Source organism: Heyndrickxia sp. MSNUG (assembly GCF_049532715.1).
Taxonomy (GTDB): domain Bacteria; phylum Bacillota; class Bacilli; order Bacillales; family Cytobacillaceae; genus Mesobacillus.
In genome coordinates this window covers 3,947,383-3,968,397 of the sequence record NZ_CP150978.1, presented here as the reverse complement: position 1 = coordinate 3,968,397, position 21,015 = coordinate 3,947,383, and the positions used below count along the sequence as shown (strand labels likewise).

General features: G+C 42.3%; 19 protein-coding genes and 2 riboswitches. Of the genes, 15 read left to right on the top strand and 4 right to left on the bottom strand.

Translation table 11 applies throughout. The annotated features are described in order from the left end of the window. Positions 1-126: 126 nt before the first annotated feature. Positions 127-1,020, bottom strand: a complete 894-nt coding sequence (locus tag AABM38_RS19915; RefSeq protein ID WP_423407924.1) for a diacylglycerol/lipid kinase family protein — start codon at positions 1,018-1,020, stop codon at positions 127-129. A gap of 493 nt (positions 1,021-1,513) precedes the next feature. Between AABM38_RS19915 and AABM38_RS19910 the strand changes: the two genes are divergently transcribed. The 11 genes from AABM38_RS19910 to AABM38_RS19860 all read left to right on the top strand — a co-directional run bounded on the left by AABM38_RS19910 (position 1,514) and on the right by AABM38_RS19860 (position 12,547). Next, positions 1,514-2,293: a transporter substrate-binding domain-containing protein gene (locus AABM38_RS19910; RefSeq protein WP_423407923.1), complete on the top strand. Its 780-nt coding sequence runs from the start codon at positions 1,514-1,516 to the stop codon at positions 2,291-2,293. A gap of 100 nt (positions 2,294-2,393) precedes the next feature. Continuing rightward, complete coding sequence (locus AABM38_RS19905; protein WP_423410808.1) at positions 2,394-2,996, top strand: amino acid ABC transporter permease; 603 nt, start codon at positions 2,394-2,396, stop codon at positions 2,994-2,996. A gap of 27 nt (positions 2,997-3,023) precedes the next feature. After that, positions 3,024-3,752, top strand: a complete 729-nt coding sequence (locus tag AABM38_RS19900; protein ID WP_423410807.1) for an amino acid ABC transporter ATP-binding protein — start codon at positions 3,024-3,026, stop codon at positions 3,750-3,752. Positions 3,753-4,385: 633 nt separating this feature from the next. Beyond that, positions 4,386-4,532, top strand: a riboswitch (cyclic di-AMP (ydaO/yuaA leader). Between the two features lie 179 nt (positions 4,533-4,711). Further along, positions 4,712-6,052: a TrkH family potassium uptake protein gene (locus AABM38_RS19895; RefSeq protein WP_423407922.1), complete on the top strand. Its 1,341-nt coding sequence runs from the start codon at positions 4,712-4,714 to the stop codon at positions 6,050-6,052. A 12-nt stretch (positions 6,053-6,064) separates the two neighbouring features. Then, positions 6,065-6,721 carry a potassium channel family protein gene (locus tag AABM38_RS19890; RefSeq protein ID WP_423407921.1) on the top strand — a complete coding sequence of 219 codons (657 nt, stop codon included), beginning with the start codon at positions 6,065-6,067 and terminating at the stop codon, positions 6,719-6,721. A 174-nt stretch (positions 6,722-6,895) separates the two neighbouring features. Then, complete coding sequence (locus tag AABM38_RS19885) at positions 6,896-7,471, top strand: chromate transporter (protein WP_423407920.1); 576 nt, start codon at positions 6,896-6,898, stop codon at positions 7,469-7,471. Continuing rightward, positions 7,468-7,998 carry a chromate transporter gene (locus AABM38_RS19880; protein ID WP_423407919.1) on the top strand — a complete coding sequence of 177 codons (531 nt, stop codon included), beginning with the start codon at positions 7,468-7,470 and terminating at the stop codon, positions 7,996-7,998. The genes AABM38_RS19885 and AABM38_RS19880 overlap by 4 nt, the downstream gene beginning before the upstream one ends. Positions 7,999-8,229: 231 nt before the next feature. Continuing rightward, positions 8,230-8,334: riboswitch (SAM riboswitch) on the top strand. Between the two features lie 226 nt (positions 8,335-8,560). Further along, positions 8,561-9,574, top strand: a complete 1,014-nt coding sequence (locus tag AABM38_RS19875) for a methionine ABC transporter ATP-binding protein (RefSeq protein WP_423407918.1) — start codon at positions 8,561-8,563, stop codon at positions 9,572-9,574. Then, the gene (locus AABM38_RS19870) at positions 9,564-10,229 is read left to right on the top strand and encodes a methionine ABC transporter permease (RefSeq protein WP_423410806.1); all 666 of its coding nucleotides are present in this window, start codon (positions 9,564-9,566) and stop codon (positions 10,227-10,229) included. The genes AABM38_RS19875 and AABM38_RS19870 overlap by 11 nt, the downstream gene beginning before the upstream one ends. A gap of 20 nt (positions 10,230-10,249) precedes the next feature. Continuing rightward, the gene (locus tag AABM38_RS19865) at positions 10,250-11,077 is read left to right on the top strand and encodes a MetQ/NlpA family ABC transporter substrate-binding protein (RefSeq protein WP_423407917.1); all 828 of its coding nucleotides are present in this window, start codon (positions 10,250-10,252) and stop codon (positions 11,075-11,077) included. A 210-nt stretch (positions 11,078-11,287) separates the two neighbouring features. Next, on the top strand, positions 11,288-12,547 hold the full coding sequence (locus AABM38_RS19860; protein ID WP_423407916.1) for a DUF445 domain-containing protein: 1,260 nt from the start codon (positions 11,288-11,290) through the stop codon (positions 12,545-12,547). 363 nt (positions 12,548-12,910) lie between these two features. Here the strand turns inward: AABM38_RS19860 and AABM38_RS19855 are convergent, their stop codons facing one another. Beyond that, a complete protein-coding gene (locus AABM38_RS19855) occupies positions 12,911-13,426 on the bottom strand; it encodes a DoxX family protein (RefSeq protein ID WP_423407915.1) in 516 nt (171 codons plus the stop codon). Positions 13,427-13,692: 266 nt separating this feature from the next. Further along, positions 13,693-14,208 carry a DoxX family protein gene (locus tag AABM38_RS19850; protein ID WP_423407914.1) on the bottom strand — a complete coding sequence of 172 codons (516 nt, stop codon included), beginning with the start codon at positions 14,206-14,208 and terminating at the stop codon, positions 13,693-13,695. 384 nt (positions 14,209-14,592) lie between these two features. Here AABM38_RS19850 and AABM38_RS19845 point away from each other — a divergent pair, with 384 nt between their 5' ends. The 4 genes from AABM38_RS19845 (at position 14,593) to AABM38_RS19830 (ending at position 19,746) form a co-directional block, all read left to right on the top strand. Then, complete coding sequence (locus AABM38_RS19845; RefSeq protein ID WP_423407913.1) at positions 14,593-15,978, top strand: MBL fold metallo-hydrolase; 1,386 nt, start codon at positions 14,593-14,595, stop codon at positions 15,976-15,978. Between the two features lie 375 nt (positions 15,979-16,353). After that, on the top strand, positions 16,354-17,052 hold the full coding sequence (locus AABM38_RS19840; protein WP_423407912.1) for a winged helix-turn-helix domain-containing protein: 699 nt from the start codon (positions 16,354-16,356) through the stop codon (positions 17,050-17,052). Then, positions 17,042-18,448, top strand: a complete 1,407-nt coding sequence (locus AABM38_RS19835) for a sensor histidine kinase (protein ID WP_423410805.1) — start codon at positions 17,042-17,044, stop codon at positions 18,446-18,448. Before AABM38_RS19840 ends, AABM38_RS19835 begins: the two co-directional genes overlap by 11 nt. Positions 18,449-18,756: 308 nt before the next feature. Continuing rightward, positions 18,757-19,746, top strand: a complete 990-nt coding sequence (locus AABM38_RS19830; protein ID WP_423407911.1) for a Gfo/Idh/MocA family protein — start codon at positions 18,757-18,759, stop codon at positions 19,744-19,746. Positions 19,747-19,796: 50 nt separating this feature from the next. On the opposite strand, the gene AABM38_RS19825 is transcribed toward AABM38_RS19830, so the two are convergent. Then, complete coding sequence (locus AABM38_RS19825; protein ID WP_423407910.1) at positions 19,797-20,858, bottom strand: lactonase family protein; 1,062 nt, start codon at positions 20,856-20,858, stop codon at positions 19,797-19,799. Between the last annotated feature and the right edge of the window lie 157 nt (positions 20,859-21,015).

The window sequence follows — 21,015 nt, the reverse complement described above, 5'->3', positions numbered from 1 at the left end:
AGAACGACTTCACCGGTCGGCCCTTCGACGGACACGATGTACTAGTGCCGACGTTGCCACAGGACGTGGCGGTTTTAGTCGGCCAGCGCTTGCCGGGGCTGACCAAGGCGCTTGCGCTTTTCTTATTTACATAGCTTTTTTAGCTGGAACAAATACACGTATATGTCCTGGAAGCACTTTGGCGTGGAACGGCAATGTCTGGCCCTCTTCACCATCAATATTCACCACATGCTCCTTTGAAGATGAGACATTAAGAAGAGAGGTTGAAATATATTCGACTTCATCGCTTTCCTTCAGTTCCCCCTTCAAGAGTGAAGGAATGATCGCTGCAATCTTCGGGAACGACATTTTTTTTATAATGAAAACGTGGATTTTCCCATCGCTCACACTAGCTTCCGGTGCGAGAGATTCGAATCCTCCTACAGAATTTGTGAGTGCTGCAAGTAAAAGGAAAGACTTTCCTTCCCATCTGCCGTTTTCGTGTTCTACGGTTAAATCGATTGCTTCGCCATTCAAAAACGATTTCGCTCCTTCCATAAAATAAGCAAGGGAGCCTAAACGTGTCTTTTGCTCTGCTGTCACATTATAAGAAGCTTCTGCAATAGACCCTACTGCCAGTACATTTGCAAAATAAGCTTCATCAATCTTTCCGACATCCACTGCCCTGGTTTCCTGACCTTCTAAGATTGAAATAGCCTCATATGGTTCAAGGGGGATATCTAGTGCCCGGGCAAAATCATTGATGGTTCCTAAAGGAATAATACCTAGAGCTGGACGATGGTCTTGTTCTGCTATTCCATTGATTGTCTCATTGATTGTTCCGTCCCCGCCCATCGAGATGACTGCATCATATAAAGCAATGCAAGCTTCTGTTGCGAATGAGGCAGCATCTCCTTCCTTCTCGGTCTTTCTAATATCTATATCACTAAATCTTCCTTGCAAGGTTTCTTTTATTTTTTGGACATACTCGTTTGCTTTTTCTTTTCCTGATGATGGATTCATAATGATCATGGCTTTCATCTCCATCTACCTCCAATATTCAATTCATCAATCTAATGTCTAATCTCAACCCTATTATTTACCTATAATTTCTTTGCTATAAACCCTGACAAGGGACCTGCTTGCTTTTAAATTGGCTCTGTTAAACAAGTCTGTTGATTTTCGTTCCAGGCGCTTCGCTTTCCGCGGGGCTGGCGCTGAGCCTCCTCGTCGCTTCGCTTCTGCGGGGTCTCACCTGTCCAGCTGCGCTCGCAGGACACTGAAGAGCTTCCTCGAATGGACCCACGCACGATGGAAATGCGTTAGCATTTTCGGAGGAGTCTGCGCGCCTTCCACTACAATCAACAGGTTATAAAAAACAACATTAGGCTTTAACGGAGCCTTTCATTCATTGTGGGTTTTCCCATATTTCTCCCCCTATTACAATAACCCCCTTTAATTTTATGATTATCCCCTTTGTAAAAAGGGTACTTAGTTAGCAAGCAGGAAAAAAGAGAGAGGAGATCATAGGGGAATGTCAAAAAAATGGATACTATTTGCAGCTTTGGTTCTCTCGCTATTGTCTTTAACTGCATGTGCAGAAAAGGAAAAGCTAGACGATGGAACTGAGCTGGTAGACAAGGATGAATTAATCTTCACAGCTTCAGGAGAGTTTAAGCCGTTCAGTTATCTTAAAGATGATTTGTCAATGACGGGCTTTGACATTGAAGTGGGAGAAGCGTTAGCCAAAGAGATGGGGCTGAAGCCTGTACAGAAAAGAATGAAATTCAAGGGGATTGTTGAAGGGGTAAAAACTGGCCGTGCTGATGTCGCTGTAGCCAGCCACACGATTAATCCTCAGCGGAGCAAACATGTACTATTTTCGACTCCATACTATTATTCAGGTCCGCAAATTTTCGTAAGACCCGATAGCAGCATCCAGACTGTTGATGATTTAAAGGGGAAGGAAGTTGCTGTCGCAAAAGGATCCACGTACGCGGAAACTGCCTCTAAATACACTTCTAATATCAAAATGTACGATAGTGATATCACAGCATTAAAAGCCTTAAGCACCGGCCGCCATGACGCGGTCATTACCGACTTCGTTACAGGAAAGAGTGCAGCGAAGGAAGGCTTTGAGATTGAAGGAAGGCAGCTCATTGAAAGAAGTGAGCAGGCTGTTGTTGTTCCAAAGGATAACCCGCAGCTGTTAAAAAGGGTGAATGAAGCGCTGGAGAATCTGCGCAAAGATGGAACACTCTCGAAAATCAGCCTAAAATACTTCGGTGAGGATATCACAACGAAGCCGGAGTAGATAGATAGATAATTAATAGAGAAGGGATGTAGGAGCTTTGCCAAGTATAGGACATGTTTTACAAACATTGATTGACAGCAGTGACCTTTTTATCGATGCAATGCTGCTTACGCTGCAGCTTACAGTAGTATCAATTTTAGTAGGAATTGTAATTGGTTTATTCTTTGCACTTTTAAAAATTTCTAACATCAAGCCTTTAGAATGGATTTCAGACGCATATGTTTATCTAATCAGGGGAACCCCACTGATTGTACAAATTTTCATTTTATACTTCGGAATCAGCGGAATCTTTCTGATTCCTGATTTCTGGGCGGCAGCATTGGCGCTAGCGTTCCATAATGGTGCGTATATCGCGGAAATCTTCCGCGGAACCATCCAATCGGTTGACAAAGGCCAAATGGAAGCTGGCCGGTCATTGGGTATGTCAAAGGCTTTAACCATGAGAAGAATCATTTTGCCGCAAGCGTTCCGCCGTTCTCTTCCGCCGCTTGGCAACCAATTTATTATCGGCCTTAAGGATTCCTCGCTCGCGGCGTTCATCTCGATGAACGAGCTATTCAACGTAGCAACGACGCTTGGTTCAAACAACTTTGACGAAATGACGTACCTGTTAATCGTAGCTTTCTATTATTTAGTTCTAGTTGCGATCCTGACATTGGTCGTAAGGGCAATCGAAAAGAAATTAGCTGTAAGTGACAGGTAAGGAGGAAATGAAGTGTATACAAAAGAAATGATTCATGTTGAAAACTTAAATAAATCCTTTGGCGACCTTCATGTCCTGAAGGATATCAATATAACGGTTAAGGAAAGCGATGTCGTATGTCTAGTCGGAGCAAGTGGTTCAGGTAAAAGTACCCTCCTTCGATGCATTAATTTCCTGGAAAAAAAGGACAATGGGAGAATCATTATCGAAGGAGAAGAGGTTTCCCGGGATACTCATGATATAAATGAAGTACGCCAAAAGGTAGGAATGGTATTCCAGCATTTTAATCTTTTTCCCCATATGACCGTACTGGAAAATATCATTGAGGCACCTGTTCATGTGAAAAAGATGCCAAAAAATGAAGCCATCAGGGAAGCGAAGGAACTTCTTGTGAAGGTCGGTCTTGAGGATAAAGCAGATGTTTATCCAAGCAAATTGTCAGGCGGCCAGAAACAAAGGGTAGCAATTGCCCGTGCGCTGGCAATGAATCCGGACATCATGCTTTTTGATGAACCAACTTCAGCTCTTGACCCTGAACTGGTAGGAGAAGTACTCACTACCATGAAAGAATTAGCAGAGGACGGAATGACCATGGTAGTCGTAACCCATGAAATGGGTTTTGCCCGTGAGGTTGCAGACTGGATCATTTACATGGATGAAGGAATCATTGTCGAGAAAGCTAAACCAGAAGAGTTCTTCACCAATCCACAAGAAGACCGTACAAAGGAATTCATCCAGACAACAGCTCTTAAATAATTTTTGCAAAGCAGTCCTGAGTAAAACAGGACTGCTTTGACTGAAGACAAAACTCGATGAAAGTGAGCTTGTCTACATTTTGGTTGGGAAGTTAAACAGGTCTGTTGATTTCCGTTCCAGGCGCTTCGCTTTCCGCGGGGCGTCAGGTGAGCCTCCTCGTCGCTTTGCTCCTGCGGGGTCTCACCTTAGCCGCTGCACCCGCAGGAGTCTGCGCGCCTTCCACTCCAATCAACAGGGTTTCAATAACTTATATGTGAACTGTATCTTTTTCGACAAGCAAAGCAGTCCTGTGTAAAATCAGGACTGCTTTGTATTTATCACGAATGGTTAAAGTGACCGAGAACCATTCAAAAAAAAAACCATCACGAATGCATGAAAAGTTTTCGGAAACCAATTCATCATCGGACACAGGACAATCAAAAAGTTTGATAAAAACTTGAAAAAGGGATAAATAATCAAGAAAAACAGCGATTCAGTGAGATAAGCAATGATATGCTGGAAGTTTTCGTTCTATTTGAGTCAAAAGAGGGATTTTTAGCGTATTTTTCATACTTTACAACTAGAATCGCACAGGAGTATGATAACAACAGTTTCAGATTTTATACTGAATCCTAAAATTAAATGAAGTTTCAAATTTCTAAATCGCTGAATCCAATTGGAGCGGGGGAACCAACTTTCGTGGTTGATAATCCACTAGGGGTGAAGCCTTTGAATAAAAGGCAGGGCTATTCTGAGCCCTAATCCGACAGCTAACTCCGCAAGCGTTGCAGAAGAGGAAGATGAAGCTTGTGAGACGAGTCTGTTCTAAAGTCCACAAGGCTATTATCTTTTAGCCTCTGGGGGCTTTTTTGTTTTGCATAATTAACGGTGTCATTTATGATTCGTTAAGATTATTAGTCCCTGCCAAAGAAATATTACTAACAAAATTCCTCATACTAAGAGGAGAAGGAGAAAAAAACATGCGCAGGAAAATGCTTTTTAAGCTGGAGCCTCCGAAGGTACTTGTCTTTGGTTTTGGGACGATTATCCTATTGGGTTCGCTGCTGCTTTCACTGCCCTCTGCTACGACTGACGGCAAAGGGTTATCCTGGCTGGATGCTTTGTTCACAGCTACTTCAGCAACCTGCGTAACAGGGCTCGTAGTAGTCGATACAGGTGATACCTTCACACAGTTTGGTGAAATGGTCATCCTTTCGATGATTCAGATCGGCGGGCTTGGATTTATGAGTTTTGCCACACTGCTGGCATTCATCCTTGGAAAAAGAATCTCGTTAAAAGAGAGGCTGATCATCCAGGAATCATTGAATAATGCCACGGTTGAAGGTGTGGTCCGGCTTGTAAAGCGGATTCTGATTTTTACAGCCGTTATCGAGATTGCCGGCGCTATCCTGTTATCTCTCAGGTTTGCACAGGACATGGCTGCTGGTAAGGCCATCTATTTTGGTTTTTTCCATGCGATTTCGAACTTTAATAATGCTGGATTTGACTTAATGGGAGAGTTTCACGGGCTCACTGCATATGCTGATGACCCTGTTATCAATATAACCCTAATTTCACTGATCAGTTTAGGCGGGATAGGGTTCATTGTAATGAATGAGCTTTTTGAATATAAAAGCACAAAAAGGATTTCACTTCATTCTAAAATGGTACTGTCCGTTTCCAGTGTTCTTGTACTTGGCGGTGCGCTGCTGATCTTTATACTTGAATATAACAATCCAAACACTTTGAAACCTTTGACTATGGCCGGAAAAATATTAGGTTCCTTTTATCAATCTGTCACGCCAAGGACTGCCGGCTCCAATACATTGAATATTGGTGACTTAACACAAACGACATTATTCCTGATTATCTTCCTGATGTTTATCGGGGCATCCCCAGGTTCAACGGGTGGCGGCATTAAGACAACCACATTTGCCATCCTGATGGGCGCCGTGAAAGCGCAGATCCGAGGCAGGGAGGACGTCACGTTCTTTGGCAGAAGAATGGACTACAGCATCATTTATAAATCACTTACAGTAACACTCATGGCACTATTCTTAATTATTTTCGTAACAATGGTGTTGACCATTACAGAACCGGGAAAAGATTTTCTGATGTTATTCTTTGAGACAGTATCCGCCTTTGCAACAGTTGGCCTCTCAATGGGGCTGACTCCCGAACTGTCACCACTCGGGAAAATATTGATTACATTTACGATGTTCGCGGGCCGGATTGGACCGATGACACTTGCTTTTGCAGTAGCGAAAAAAAGAAAAGAAGATCATTACCGTTATCCTGCTGGAAAAGTGATGATTGGGTAGGAGGATATTTTTATGGCAAAGCAATATGCAGTAATTGGGATGGGACGCTTTGGTTCAAGTGTAGCGACTTCCCTGTACAATGAAGGAAACGAAGTACTGGCCATTGATAAAAAAGAGCAATATATCGAAGAATATAAAGAGCATGTCACCCATGCGGTGATCGGCGATTCAACAGATGAACAAACTCTCAAAGCTGTTGGAATCAGAAACTTTGATACCGTCATTGTGGCGATAGGCGACGATATCCAGGCGAGTATTCTGACAGTCCTTATCCTAAAAGAAATGGGAGTAGCCAATGTCGTTGCAAAAGCCCTTAACAAGCACCATGCACAGGTGTTGTTCAAGGTCGGTGCGGACAAAGTCATTTTCCCTGAAAGAGATATGGGGGAAAGGGTAGCCCATCAGCTGATGGCATCTCCAAATGTGCTGAATTTCATCGAGCTTTCAGATGATTACAGTATTGAAGAAATCAAGCTCCCGATGAGCATGGCAGGAAAGAACCTCATTGAAATCAACCTGCGTGCAAAATACAATATCACGGTTATTGGAGTTAAAACCGGTCCTAAGGTAGACATTTCACCGGATCCCGAGAAAACGTTAAGAGCAGAGGACATTCTCATTGTCCTTGGGGAAAATGGTGATTTAAACAAGTTTTCAAAAGTAAAATAAGACATGAGGCAGGGTGCTGTGAGCAGCCTGCTTTTTTATGTAAAAATTTTCTAACCTATCTCTGGTGATAATTTTCCATGCATGTATGGCTATTAATCTATATAATTATTTAATAAGGGTAACGAAATAATTTTCAGCCATGGCTGATATTACGAATAGAAAAGGTGAGAGTGATTGAAACAGGCGGATATATTTTTAGCGTTTTTTCGGGTAGGAATTCTTGGCTACGGAGGAGGACCATCCTCGATCCCACTTGTACATAAGGAAGTAGTAGAAAAATATAAATGGATGGACTCTGATGAATTCAGCGATATTCTTGCATTAGCAAATGCCCTGCCGGGACCAATCGCTACAAAGTTGGCTGGATATATCGGCTTCCGTGAAGCAGGCGTCTTGGGAATGTTTAATGCCCTGGCAGCGACAATTATTCCAACCATTATTTTAATGGTTCTTCTTTTGACCGGCCTGAATGCCTATAAGGATGAATCATGGGTAAGCGGCATGACTCAGGCTGTTGTGCCGGTAGTTGCTGTCATGCTTGCTGTTCTGACATGGGATTTTATAAAAAAATCCGGTGCATCCAAGCTCGGTTGGAAATGGACAGTGGTGGCGCTGGCTGGAAGTTTGCTGCTTATGCAATTCTTGCACGTACACCCAGGAATTTTAATCTTTGTTTTATTGATTGGTGCCTTGCTTAAGAAGGATGCTTCGCCTTCCGAAAATGAAAAAGTGGGAGGAGAGCAGCGATGATTTATTTTAAAATTTTTTGGGCATTTTTTATTCCGGGTATTTTAGGATACGGTGGAGGTCCTGCTTCAATTCCTTTGATTGAAAATGAAGTAGTTGACCGCTACGATTGGATGACGGTTAATGAATTTAGTGAAGTGCTCGCGATGGGTAATGCTCTGCCAGGACCCATCGCAACGAAAATGGCCGGCTATATTGGCTATTCGGAGGGTGGAATCCTCGGTGTGGTTGTCGGAGTATTTGCTTCAGTAGCTCCCTCCTTGATCTTGATGATCGGCTTACTCGGACTGCTGATGAAATTTAAAGATTCTCAGAGAGTCAAGCGACTTACACTCGTCGTTCGTCCAGTCATTGCCGTTTTGCTTGGGGTCATGACATATGATTTCTTTTTCTCCTCCTATGAAGGAGTCGGAGTGCTGCAGACAATACTAATCGGCGGCCTGAGCTTTTTGCTTATGGAAAAAATGAAAGTGCACCCTGCCTATGTCATAGCTGGTGCGCTCGTTTATGGAGCCCTTGTTTTATCATAAACAAGGGTTTTTTTGTTTTGTTAGCTTCACGATATTAAATTGGAATGATGAGAATTCAAACGTCAATTTTCAATTTTGAATACGATGAAAAAACTTCACCAAAAATATTTGGAAAAATTTTCACCTTACTCCTGCAACGATGAAAGCGATGTCATAAATTTGTTCATCAAAATATTATATTGACAAACAAATCAGAAGGTTTTATGATTTCAATTATCCAATTAAATAAGTTACTTATCAAGAGTGACCGAGGGATTAGGCCCTATGACGTCCGGCAACCTCCTTTTAGGAACGGTGCCACTTCCTGCAGAATGATTTCATTCTGAGAGATAAGTCGTATAGATATTTACGATGCCTCTTTCTGTGAATGAAAGAGGCATTTTTTCGTTTAATTCTATCCAATTGATTATTTTAAACAGTTCGGTGGCTAAACCGGGAAGCGCAGACTGCTGCGGGACTAGAAAACGGAAATATGATATTGGTATACCAATAAAGCCTCTTGGTTAACTGGAAGTCGAAATAGATTCCAGAACAGAAGAACGTTTTGATAGGGGGACAAAGCATGATAGAAGTTAAAAAATTGGTCAAGGTGTATGAAACGAAAAGTGGAACTGTAACAGGTGTTGACCATGTTTCTTTAAGGGTAAATAGGGGTGAAATTTATGGAATCGTTGGCTACAGCGGAGCAGGAAAGAGTTCCTTGCTTAGATGCTTGAATCTCCTTGAAAAGCCGACGTCGGGTGAAGTGATTATCGACGACGTGGAGCTTACTTCATTAAATAAAAGTGACCTGCGCAAAGCTCGATTGAAAATCGGCATGATTTTTCAGCATTTTCACCTGGTCAGTGCCAAAACCGTAAGTGAAAATATCGCTTTCGCATTAAAAGCAGCTGGGAACCAAAAAGGGGAAATTGATAAAAGAGTAGTCGAGCTTTTAGATATGGTGGGGCTTTCTGATAAAAAAGATGTGTATCCTGCACAATTGTCGGGTGGGCAAAAACAGCGGGTGGGCATTGCCAGGGCTCTTGCGAATAACCCTTCAGTCCTGTTGTGTGATGAGGCTACTTCAGCATTGGACCCAAGCACAACTAGATCGATTTTAGCATTGTTAAAAAAGATAAATATTGAATTAGGAATCACAATCGTTCTAATCACTCACGAAATGGAAGTAGTCAAGACGATTTGTGACAGGATGGCTGTTATGCAGGATGGGAAAATCATTGAGGAAGGAAATGTGTATGATGTGTTTGCCAACCCGCAGCAGCCGTTGACAAAGGATTTTGTCAACTCGATCCTTCAGTTTGATCTCCCGGAGAGACTGCTTGAGGAGCGTCAGGGAAAGATCATTAAAATTTACTTCCAGGGTGCGATTGCTGAGCAATCAGTCATTTCTGATGTGTTCCAAAAATTCAAAGTAAGAGGAAATATCCTTCATGGAAAGATTGAATACATACAGGAGATCCCGCTTGGAATTTTTATCATGGAGATAACAGGTGACCACAATGAGCTTGATCGTGCTATTGAGTATATTGCGTCAAGAACAAGAAATCTGGAGGTGATTCATGATGCTGCCTGAGAGTCTGATTTCCCTGCTGCCGGAATTGAACAAAGCATTCTTTGAAACAATTTATATGGTCGGAATATCAATCGTTGTAGCAATCGTCATCGGACTGCCAACGGGGGTGCTGTTATTTGTCACAGACAAGGGCTTATTCCTTGAAAATCAAATCTTTAAAAATATCGCAGGTTTCATTGTAAATATGATTCGTTCAGTCCCATTTATCATCCTCCTGATAGCCCTGCTGCCATTGGCAAACCTTATTGCCGGCACGACTATTGGGCCAACAGCAGCTTCGGTTTCGTTGTCGGTCGCTGCAATTCCATTCTTTGCAAGAATAGTAGAGCAGAGCTTCCGGGAAATCGATAAAGGAGTAATCGAAGCGGCAGTTGCAACAGGTGCAACCCCATGGATGATTATAAAGGATGTCCTCATTCCAGAAGCCCGTCCTGGAATTGTCCAGGGAGTGACCATTACGATCATCAGTCTTGTTGCTTACTCAGCGATGGCCGGGATTGTTGGAGGCGGCGGAGTTGGCGACCTTGCGATTCGTTTTGGCTATTATCGTTATGACAATACCATCATGATTACTACGGTTATTATTCTAATTTGCCTGGTCCAGCTCATTCAGTTCGGCGGGGACAGAATTGCAAGATTAGTAGATAAAAGATAAAAAAATTGGGGGTTATTTTAATGAAAAAGCTTGTGTATTCACTCATTTTATTATTATCAATCGGATTGCTTGCAGCATGCGGCAGCGATTCAGCTTCAAATGGAGATGCGAAGGAAGACAAGAAGGAAGTCACATTTGGAGCGACTTCCGGTCCTTACAGTGACATGGTTTCCAAGGCAATCAAACCATTGCTTGAGAAAAAAGGATACAAAGTGAAAGTTGTGGAATTCAGCGATTACATCCAGCCTAACTTAGCTTTATCTAAAGGGGACCTGGATGCGAATCTCTTCCAGCACAAAGTGTATATGGAGAATTTTGCAAAAGAGCATGATCTTGAATTATCAGAAGTTATTGTTGTCCCAACGGCTCCAATGGGAATCTATTCAAAGAAATTCAACTCACTTGATGAAGTAGCCGAAGGTTCTGCCATCGCTATTCCCAATGATCCAACGAATGCAGCCCGCGCATTCTTGATTCTTGAAGACGCAGGTTTGATTACCCTTGACCCGAACGCTGATCCACTGACTGTTTCCGAAAAGGATGTAAAAGATAACGTCAAGAACCTGCAGTTCAAGCCAATTGAAGCAGCACAGCTGCCAAGAGCAGTAGAGAGTGTAGATCTTTCAGCCGTTCCAGGAAACTTTGCACTGGCAGCAAAAATGAACCTGCTTGATGCCCTCCAGCTTGAAAAAATGCCTGACCAGTACCGCAATCGTGTTGTCATTAATACAAAAGACGAGAATGCACAATTTGCGAAAGATATTAAAGAAGTAGTAGAATCAGCAGAATTTGAAAAAGTAATTGATGAAGAGTTTAAAGGCTTTGGTAAGCCTGAGTGGATGGAATAGGCTTGTACTTAGCAGTTAGGTTTATTTTCGTCGCAATATATCTTTTATAATAGTCATTACCAAGTCCCCTGAGACCTGATGAATATTCAGAGTTTCATGGGACTTATTCATTTTTATGGCGCTCTCCCCTATAAATTGGTTAATATATTAACAGAGATTTCTTTTTGTTATGCTAACGGAAAAAACATAAATGGTTACAGAGGGAGAATTATGAATACACAAGATAAGAGATCAAGACACTTGGCAGCTATATCGCTGGCAATTATGGGAGTAGGTTTCCTCGCAACGATTCCGTTTCAGGAATCATTCATTGGAAAACTATTAATGGGCGGATTTGAAGCTGGCCTTGTAGGCGGACTTGCTGACTGGTTCGCCGTTACTGCGCTCTTCAGGCACCCAATGGGCATCCCGATTCCACATACTGCACTCCTGCCTAAAAATCGTGAAAAGGTGACACACGCATTAATCAATATGCTCGAGAATGATTGGCTCACGAAAGAGAGCATCATGGATAAGTTCAAGCAGATTCATATTCTGGATAAAATTTTTGAGACAGTGGAAAAAGAACTGCATTCTGATTCTGTGAAAAAAAATATACAATCCTTCAGTCTTGAGATTGCGAACAAAGTTGATGTGGAAAAATTTGTTCCTTCCATTGAAAAGGAGATCAAAAACTTCCTGCTTACAGCTGATGTCTCAGTGCTTTTACAAAAGGCTTCAAGTCATGTGTTAGCTAAGCAATACGATGAAGCCGCATTTAATTATGTCCTGGAGGAAACTGAAAAGTGGGCATCCAAAGAGGAAGCGAAAATGGTCCTCGGCAAGCTTGGCAAGCAGGCAATTGAGACTACCCAGGCAGACGGATTGCTAAAATTCGCGATTCAATCTTTCAGCAATATGATCACCGAAGAGAAAATCGGCAATATGCTGCAGTCTTTCATTTTAAAAAGAATGAAAAACCTTAAACAAAGCGACAATCGATACAGGCACATGATTCTTGAGAAGGTTCGCAAAGAGCTCGGAAGCATTGATGAACGAGAAGTGCTGATGTTAGAAATCCAAAGCTGGAAAAATAAAATGGTGGAAGAGCTGGAGATTTCAAACCAAATCAAAGAAGTGCTCTTAAAGTTCAAAAGCCGTGTAATCTCGTTTATTGAAAAAGAGAGCTTTGTTGATGATCACGTAATCCCGGTCGTGAACAAATTCATAAATGAGATTAAGAATGATCCTGAAAAAGTGGCAGGCATTGAGAGATGGCTTCATACAAAACTTGCTGGTCTGATTGAAAGGAACCATTCAAAGATCGGCAAGCTGGTTAGGGAAAACCTCGACAAACTCGATACAGAAACATTGATCGACATGATGGAAAACAATATCGGAAAAGACCTGCAGTGGATCAGGGTCAATGGTGCGGTTTGCGGCTTCCTGATTGGAATTGGGCTGACGATCTTTAAACTTCTTATTATGTAAAATAACAATATACACTCGATTTTTCATCGATTCTGTCATCAGAAAAAGAGTTCATCAGGTAAAATAAACACCATAGCAGAGAAAATCCCTGCATCGCGCTAAGCCATTAAGAGCCGCGGTACAGGGATTTTTTTAGCTTAGGCTGTGTTAAACTTGTCTGTTGATTTCCGCTCCAGGCGCTTCGCTTTCCGGGGGGCGTCAGGTGAGCCTCCTCGTCGCTTTGCTCCTGCGGGGTCTCACCTTGGCCGCTGATCCCCCAGGAGTCTGCGCGCCTTCCGCTCCAATCAACAGGTGCTAAAAAATCAACATTGTACTTTAACACACCTTATTTTAATGGGTTATGCATTTTTCTCTTAAGGGACTTTAAGAAGTTTTATCTGGTTTCTCAGCACTTTGTCTGAAAATTGTTTTGTGAATGAATGGTATGACCCAGTGGTCTAAACCGTATCTTCCTGCATTATAGCCAGCGAACAGGATGATGAATCCGAAGAAGATATCAGTAGGATTATGTGATACTGTACCGGCAAGGAAGAAAGAGAAGTTCATCACTAAACCGAAGAACATCGCAGCAGTTGTCAGGCATCCAAGGATGAGTCCGAGTCCTACTAAGAATTCACCAACAGGAACGAGGAAATTGAATAGGTCAATGTTTGAAAGGGCGAAGTTTTCTAGGAATGACACATACCACCCATACACCATGTTTCCGTCAGGACCCTTTACAGGATTAGCGATAGCATTTGTTAAATATCCTGTAGCATCAAATCCTTCTCCAGTTAATTTTCCCCAGCCAGCGTGCATCCAATTATAACCGAGCCATAAACGCAACACTGTAAGAAGACCTGCCGCGACATTGTTTTCTCTTAACCATTTTGCGAACATATAAATCGCTTCCCTTCGTGGATAAATAATAATTTGATTACACTACAATATATTGAATCTCCTTCAAAAGATGATAGGGACGGAACTATGTTCACAAATAAGCAACAACAATTTGACTGATTTATGAACGTAAGCCAGGTGGCATGTGATGATGAAGGGAGAGAGGGAGAAAAAGCAGGCATTCATTATTGGTGAGTCAGAGGCAAAGAAAAGAGCCTGGAAGACAGGCTCTTTCAGCATATATTCGGTTGGGCTCTGCCGAATTCTTATACAGCGTTATTTACTGCTTCATTTGTTTTCTTAAGGACAATTTTGCGAATGAATGGAACAACCCATCGGTCTAAACCGTATTTGCCAGCGTTGAATCCAGCAAACAGGATGATGAAGCCAAAGAAGATGTCAGTTGGGTTATGAGATACTGTACCGGCAAGGAAGAAAGAGAAGTTCATCACAAGACCGAAGAACATTGCCGCAGTTGTTAAGCATCCAAGAATAAGTCCAAGACCAATAAGGAATTCACCAAGCGGAACAATGAAGTTGAAAAGTTCGACATTAGGAAGCGCGAAGCCATCAAGGAAAGATACATACCAGCTGTAAACCATGTTTCCGTCAGGACCTTTTACAGGGTTCTCAACCGCACGTGTTAAAAATCCAGTAGCGTCGAATCCTTCACCGGTTAATTTTCCCCATCCAGCGGACATCCAGTTATATCCGAGCCAAACACGTATGACAGTCAAAATGCCAGCAGCAACATTGTTTTCTCTTAACCATTTCGCGAACATATAAATCGCTTCCTTTCAAATAAGTAAGTATTGATTACACTTACAATATATCAGAATATGGAATTAAAATGAGGGATTTGTGAAATAGTTCACAGAAAAGAAACAACAAATTGACGGAATTTTGAACAAGAAGAAATAAGAACACAACTCTTCACTGCTTGGTTAACGAACTAGTATATATTTGAAACAAACCCCGCTTAATTGGAGCTTGAAATATAATTATTTTCTGAGTACGATACACTTAGAGGTATAAATTAGGAATATCCATCAAAGCCTAAAAATAGGCTTTTAAAAAATATGGGTCGGGGTATATATGGGTATATGATGATCAGGATTCAATCTAACAAATAGTATCTATTAATAATTAAGAGGAGGAAAATCCAAATGTATTTCAAGTCATTTTTTGATGAACATCTTGCCCATATGTCATATTTGATCGGGTGCCAGCGCACTGGAGAGGCCATTGTCATTGACCCGGCAAGGAACATTCAGCCGTATCTTGAAATTGCTAAAAAGGAAGGTTTTACGATTTCGGCTGTAACTGAAACTCATATCCATGCAGATTATTTATCTGGTGCAAGAGAGCTTGCCCACCACCATGGAGCAAAGCTTTATGTTTCAGATGAAGGGGATAAGGACTGGAAGTACCAATATGTTGATCAATATGAACATGAATTGCTGACTGAAGGCTCAATATTTAAAGTTGGAAACGTGTACTTTGATGTTCTCCATACACCGGGACACACTCCTGAAAGCATTTCCTTCCTGCTTACTGACAAGGGGGGCGGTGCCAATGAGCCAATGGGAATCTTCACAGGGGATTTCCTTTTCGTAGGTGATGTCGGACGTCCGGATTTGCTCGAAAAAGCAGCGGGTGTCACTGGTACATCTGAATCTGGTGCACGCAAGATGTTTGAGTCGCTGCGCAAGGCAGAGAAGCTTTCCGACTTCCTGCAGATTTGGCCGGCACATGGCGCGGGAAGTGCATGCGGAAAGTCGCTTGGTGCGGTTCCGATGTCGACACTCGGCTACGAGAAGAAATTTAACTGGGCGTTCCAAATCAATGAAGAAGAAAAGTTTGTGGAGGAGCTGCTGGCAGGGCAGCCAGAACCACCAAAGTATTTTGCCCAGATGAAAAAGCTGAATAAGACAGGACCAGAGTTGCTGCGCAAAGAAGAAACGCCTAAAGTATCTCTTTCTGAATCAGCTAATGCGGTGGTCGTCGATACACGCCCAGCAAAAGAATTCGCTGCAGGCCATGCGGAGGGCACCATCAACATTCCGTATAACAAATCATTCACGAACTGGGCAGGCTGGCTGTTAAGCTATGATCAAGATATTGTCTTAATTGCCGAACAGGATAAATTAGACGAAATCAAAAAATCACTGCAGTCGATAGGGCTTGATCAGGTAACTGGGTATGTAGTTCCAACAGAATTAAGCAGTGATATTGAGGAATATAAAAATATCCCTGCAAGCAAGGCAAAAGAACTGATGGAAGATGAAGATTACTTTGTCATTGACGTCCGTAACCAGAGCGAATGGGACACCGGCCACATTCCGGGGGCACACCATTTAATGCTTGGAACCCTGACCGACAATCTTGACGAGGTTCCAAAGGACAAGAAAATCATCGCTCACTGTCAGTCAGGTGCCCGCTCCGCAATCGGAACAAGCCTGCTTTTGAAAAATGGCTTCAAGGATGTTCTGAATTTGGAAGGCGGCTTCTCCGCCTGGGAAAAAGAAGGTCTTCCGGTGAAGAAAGATTAATATAGTGTAAGCCAGCTCCTCAATCGGGCTGGCTTAATTTGTTTTTAGAGTAAACAATCAGGTTGATAGCTCTCATATTAGACTCAGAGGCTTACCGCGAACAGCTACCTAATGATTTGTGGCTGTAATGAAACCTGAATTTCCAAACGGGCAACAAAATCCCTTCGTGAGGGACTCCCAATGATTGGAGTGATGAAACGTTCAATCCAGCAACATAACTTTATTGAAGACTTGTTTTCGTTGTTTTCGTTTAAAATATGAAAAAACGATGACCAAATGATTAATTAATTTGAAACAATAGCCAAATCTGTTGATTCTCACGCTATTCCGATTTATGTTAATTAATAACAGATAGCGAGATATGAGGAGATAAATATGAAGATTCTTGTGATAGAAGATAATGAAAGTGTCTGCGAAATGATTGATATGTTCTTTTTGAAAGAAGGAATTTCAGGGGAGTTTGTTCATGATGGTCTTAAAGGTTATGAATCGTTTAAAAAGGAAAGCTGGGATTTATTGATCGTCGACTGGATGCTTCCTGGAATGGATGGTGTTACACTATGCCGAAAAATCAGGCAGGAAGGCAGCGAGGTACCGATCATCATGCTGACTGCGAAAGACAGTGAGAGCGACCAGGTCCTTGGACTTGAAATGGGTGCGGATGATTATGTGACCAAACCGTTCAGTCCTTTAGCGCTGATGGCAAGGATTAAAGCCGTAGCCCGTCGGTACCAGAAACAACAGCCTGAAGAGAAGGGCTTAATTGGCACCACGCACATTAAAATTAACAAAGAAACTCGTGAAGTCATGCTGTATGGACAGCCTGTCACCAATTTGACCCCGAAGGAATTTGACATACTCTTATTCTTTGTGCAGCATCCTCGCCAGGTTTTCACAAGGGAGCAGCTGCTCGAGCGTGTGTGGGGCTACCAATTTTACGGTGATGAGCGAACAGTAGATGTTCATATCAAGCGGCTGAGAAAGAAACTTGGCACCGAAGCACAGCCATTATTCCATACGGTTTGGGGAGTAGGCTATAAATTTGATGAATCGGTCGATGGGCATGAAAGTTAAATATATTTACCAGCAATTCATCAGCCATATCAGCATCATCGTGGTAGCTTTCCTCATTCTTAGTTTGCTGTTCACTCATTATGTTGAGACATTAGTGTATAAAAATAAAACAGAAGAACTGATCGCGTATGGAGATAATATCTGGCGGGATTTACAGAGGGGAAGTGAACGTCCCGAACAGATTATCAATCAGTACGCACGCGTCTTATTTTCAAGGGATATACAATTCAGTGTTTTTGACCAGAATGTACAGCTGCTGAATCCGATCAGATGGAGAGGACCGGCCATTGAGTTTACCGAAAAGGAATGGAGAATGTTAAACGAAGGGCAGCCAATTGTCATGAAATATGACCTCAAGCGCTATGATGAGGCGGTAACCCTTGTCGCCCTTCCTTTTATAGACAAGGGGAAATTTATCGGCGGCATCCTGCTGACGTCTCCAATAAGCGGAGCAAGGGAAATGATTGCTGAAATCAATAAATACCTTTTTTATACTGTGCTGATTGCCCTTGCAGTAGCCTTTCTCCAAAGCTGGCTGCTGTCGCGGATCCATGTGAACAGAATCAAAAAGCTGCAGGAAGCAACCTCTCTTGTCTCGGCAGGTGATTACACTGTGAAAGTACCATCCTCTGATTTTGATGAAATCGGCGAACTGGCAGAGGATTTTAACCGTATGGTAAGCAAGCTTGATGAATCAAAAGCGGAGATTGAAAGTCTCGAAAATCGCCGCCGCCAATTTATGGCTGATGTGTCCCATGAATTGCGTACGCCTTTGACCACGATCAGCGGCGTCATTGAAGGCTTGAAGAATGATATGATACCTGAGGCCAAAAAGGAGAGAGGCATTAAGCTTGTGAGCAAGGAGACGAAGCGCCTGATCAGGCTTGTGAATGAAAATCTGGATTATGATAAAATCCGCTCAAACCAGGTCCAGCTCATTAAAGAAGATATCGAGCTTTTTGAGGTATTTGAAATCATTAAAGATCAGCTTGATATGCAGGCTGCAGAACGAAATAATACTATTATCATTGAAGCAGATGACTCAGTTATGGTACATGCTGATTATGACCGGCTCGTCCAGATTTTGATCAACATAACGAAAAACAGCATCCAGTTTACCGAGAATGGCGCAATTCGGCTTAAGGGATGGATGGATGGTCATAGGACGCATATTGAAATCGAGGATACAGGCATCGGAATTCAGCCGGAGGAAATTGAAAAGATCTGGCACCGATTTTACAAAGCGGATATTTCGAGAACGAGCAATCCTTTTGGAGAATTTGGCCTTGGACTATCAATCGTTAAGCAGCTTGTTCAGATGCATGAAGGCAAAATCCATGTAGAAAGCGAGCATGGAAAAGGGACAAAGTTTGTGATTGAGCTGCCATTTAGATAAAATGATAGAGATAAGCTGCAGGTTAAGCCTTCAGCTTTTACTTATTGTTTTTAATAAGGCTCTGTTAAAGCTGAATGTTGATTTTAAACCCTGTTGATTGTAGTGGAAGGCGCGAAGACTCCTGCGGGCGCAGCTGGTCAGGTGAGACCCCGCAGGAGCGAAGCGACGAGGAGGCTCAGCGCCAGCTCCGCGGAAAGCGAAGCGCCTGGAACGAAAATCAACAGCCTTGTTTAACAGAGCCTTTAATAAAAGCACTGAATTTTATTTTAGGCGCATGTGCTTTTTGTTATTTTGAAAGGGTGAACGATGTGGTACGTTTCGGAGTAGTAGGTACGAATTGGATTACAGAAGCATTTTTAAAAGGTGCAAGTCATCATAAGGCATTCCAGCTGACAGCGGTTTATTCCCGCACAGAGGATAAAGCTGCTGAGTTTGCGGGTAAGTTCGGGGTTGAGCGCACTTTTACAGAATTAGAAGAAATGGCGAAAAGCGATGTAATTGATGCTGTTTATATAGCAAGTCCAAATTCGCTGCATGCAAGCCAGGCTATCACATTCATGAAAAATGGCAAGCATGTTCTGTGTGAAAAAGCGATTGCTTCAAATGGAATGGAATTTGATAAAATGATCCAAACAGCCAGAGAACATAATGTAGTATTGATGGAAGCCTTGAAATCAACTTTGATGCCGAACTTCAAGGCAGTCCAGGAGAATTTGCATAAGGTTGGTACAGTCAGAAGATATTTTGCAAGCTATTGCCAGTACTCCTCCCGCTACGATTCCTATAAAGAGGGAAAGGTGTTAAATGCCTTTAATCCCGCTTTTGCTGCTGGTTCATTGATGGATATTGGCATTTACTGCATCTATCCACTTGTCGCTTTATTCGGAGAACCTAAGGGCATTCAGGCAAATGGATATGTATTGGATTCTGGTGTAGATGGAGAAGGCAGCCTTTTGTTGAAGTATGACGGGATGGACGCGGTGATCATGTTCTCCAAGATTACAAACTCATCTCTGCCATCTGAAATTCATGGTGAGGATGGAAATATCAGAATTGATAAAATCAGTTCTCCTGAAAAAGTGGAAATCATCTATCGGGACGGAAGAATAGAGGATTTATCCAGAGAGCAAATCACAGATAATATGTTTTATGAAGCTGAGGAATTTATCACTTTGATTCAACAGGGGCAATTGGAATCAGCCAATAATTCACTGGAACATTCCAGAATCACGATGAACATCCTTGATGAAGCCAGAAGGCAAATGGGAGTGAAATTCCCTAGTGACCAGGAAAGCTGATAAAAAATGGGCAGGCGCACAAAAAGCGCCTACCCATTTTTAATAAGCCCTTAGTAATTCAAAAACTTAACGCACACAGGGTCCGGAACTTTCACCTCAGAGTCCAGCAACGTAAGTCTCCCTGTTTCCTTATCTCGAGAATAAAGTACGACATTGCTCGAATTCTGGTTGGAGGCAATCAAGTACTTTTCACTTGGGTCTAAAACGAAATCTCTCGGCCAATTGCCTTCGGTCGAGGTATGCTCCACAAATGACAGCTCGAAGCTTCCTGGTTTCACTTCGAACACAGCAATGCTGTCATGGCCGCGGTTGGCAGCATAGACAAACTTTCCATCCGAGGAAATGTGAATGGCGCTTCCCTGGTTATTTTCTATAAAATCATCAGGAAGTGTTGAGACGGCCTGAAGCTGTTGGAAGCTTCCATCCTCTGAATGATATTTCAGCACAAGAACCTCAGAGCTGAATTCAGTCATTAAATAGGCATATTCACCGTTTGGATGGAACGTAAGATGTCTTGGACCACTGCCTGGTGCGATATTCAAGATACTCTTCTCCGCCAGTTTGCCATTGTCCAAAGAATAAGTAATCAGCTGATCGATTCCTAAATCAATGACAGCTGCATATTTCTCATCAGGGGTAAAGCCGCTATAATGTGTATGCGCTTTTTCCTGTCTCTCATCAGGACCTGAACCTTCATGAAAGATGCTTGATAATACAGCTTGAATTTCCCCATTTTCAGGATTTAAACGGTATGAATCTGCAGAACCCTTATGATAGTTGGCTGACAAGAGGAGGCTGTTTTCCTTATTTACGCTGACATGGCAAGGTGAAGCTCCTTCTGAATACTGAGTGTTAATTAGGGAAAGCTCCCCGGAATCCAGGATTTTATAGCCCGCAACACCTCCTGAATTTCCTTCCTTTGCAACAGAATAAAGATATTGATTATCCTTACTGATATTTAGATAGGTGGGATTCTCTAAAGCGGCAACAGCTTTCACATCGGTAATTTTTCCATTTACCGCATCAAGGTTAAAAGAATAGATCCCTTTGCTGTCTCCTTTTGTATAGGTGCCAATATAGCCTGTGAATTTTTCGTGAGTTGTCATTCGCAAAGCCTCCAATATCATTTTGCTTTATTTTCGTTTAATTTAAGTTCATCTATAGTCTAGCAAAAATCCAGACACGAACAAAATGTTCTGGACAAACTTGGTTGATAAGACAGGGCTGGCAAAACCAAAAAATTGAAAAACAAACAATCTTCGAGGCCTG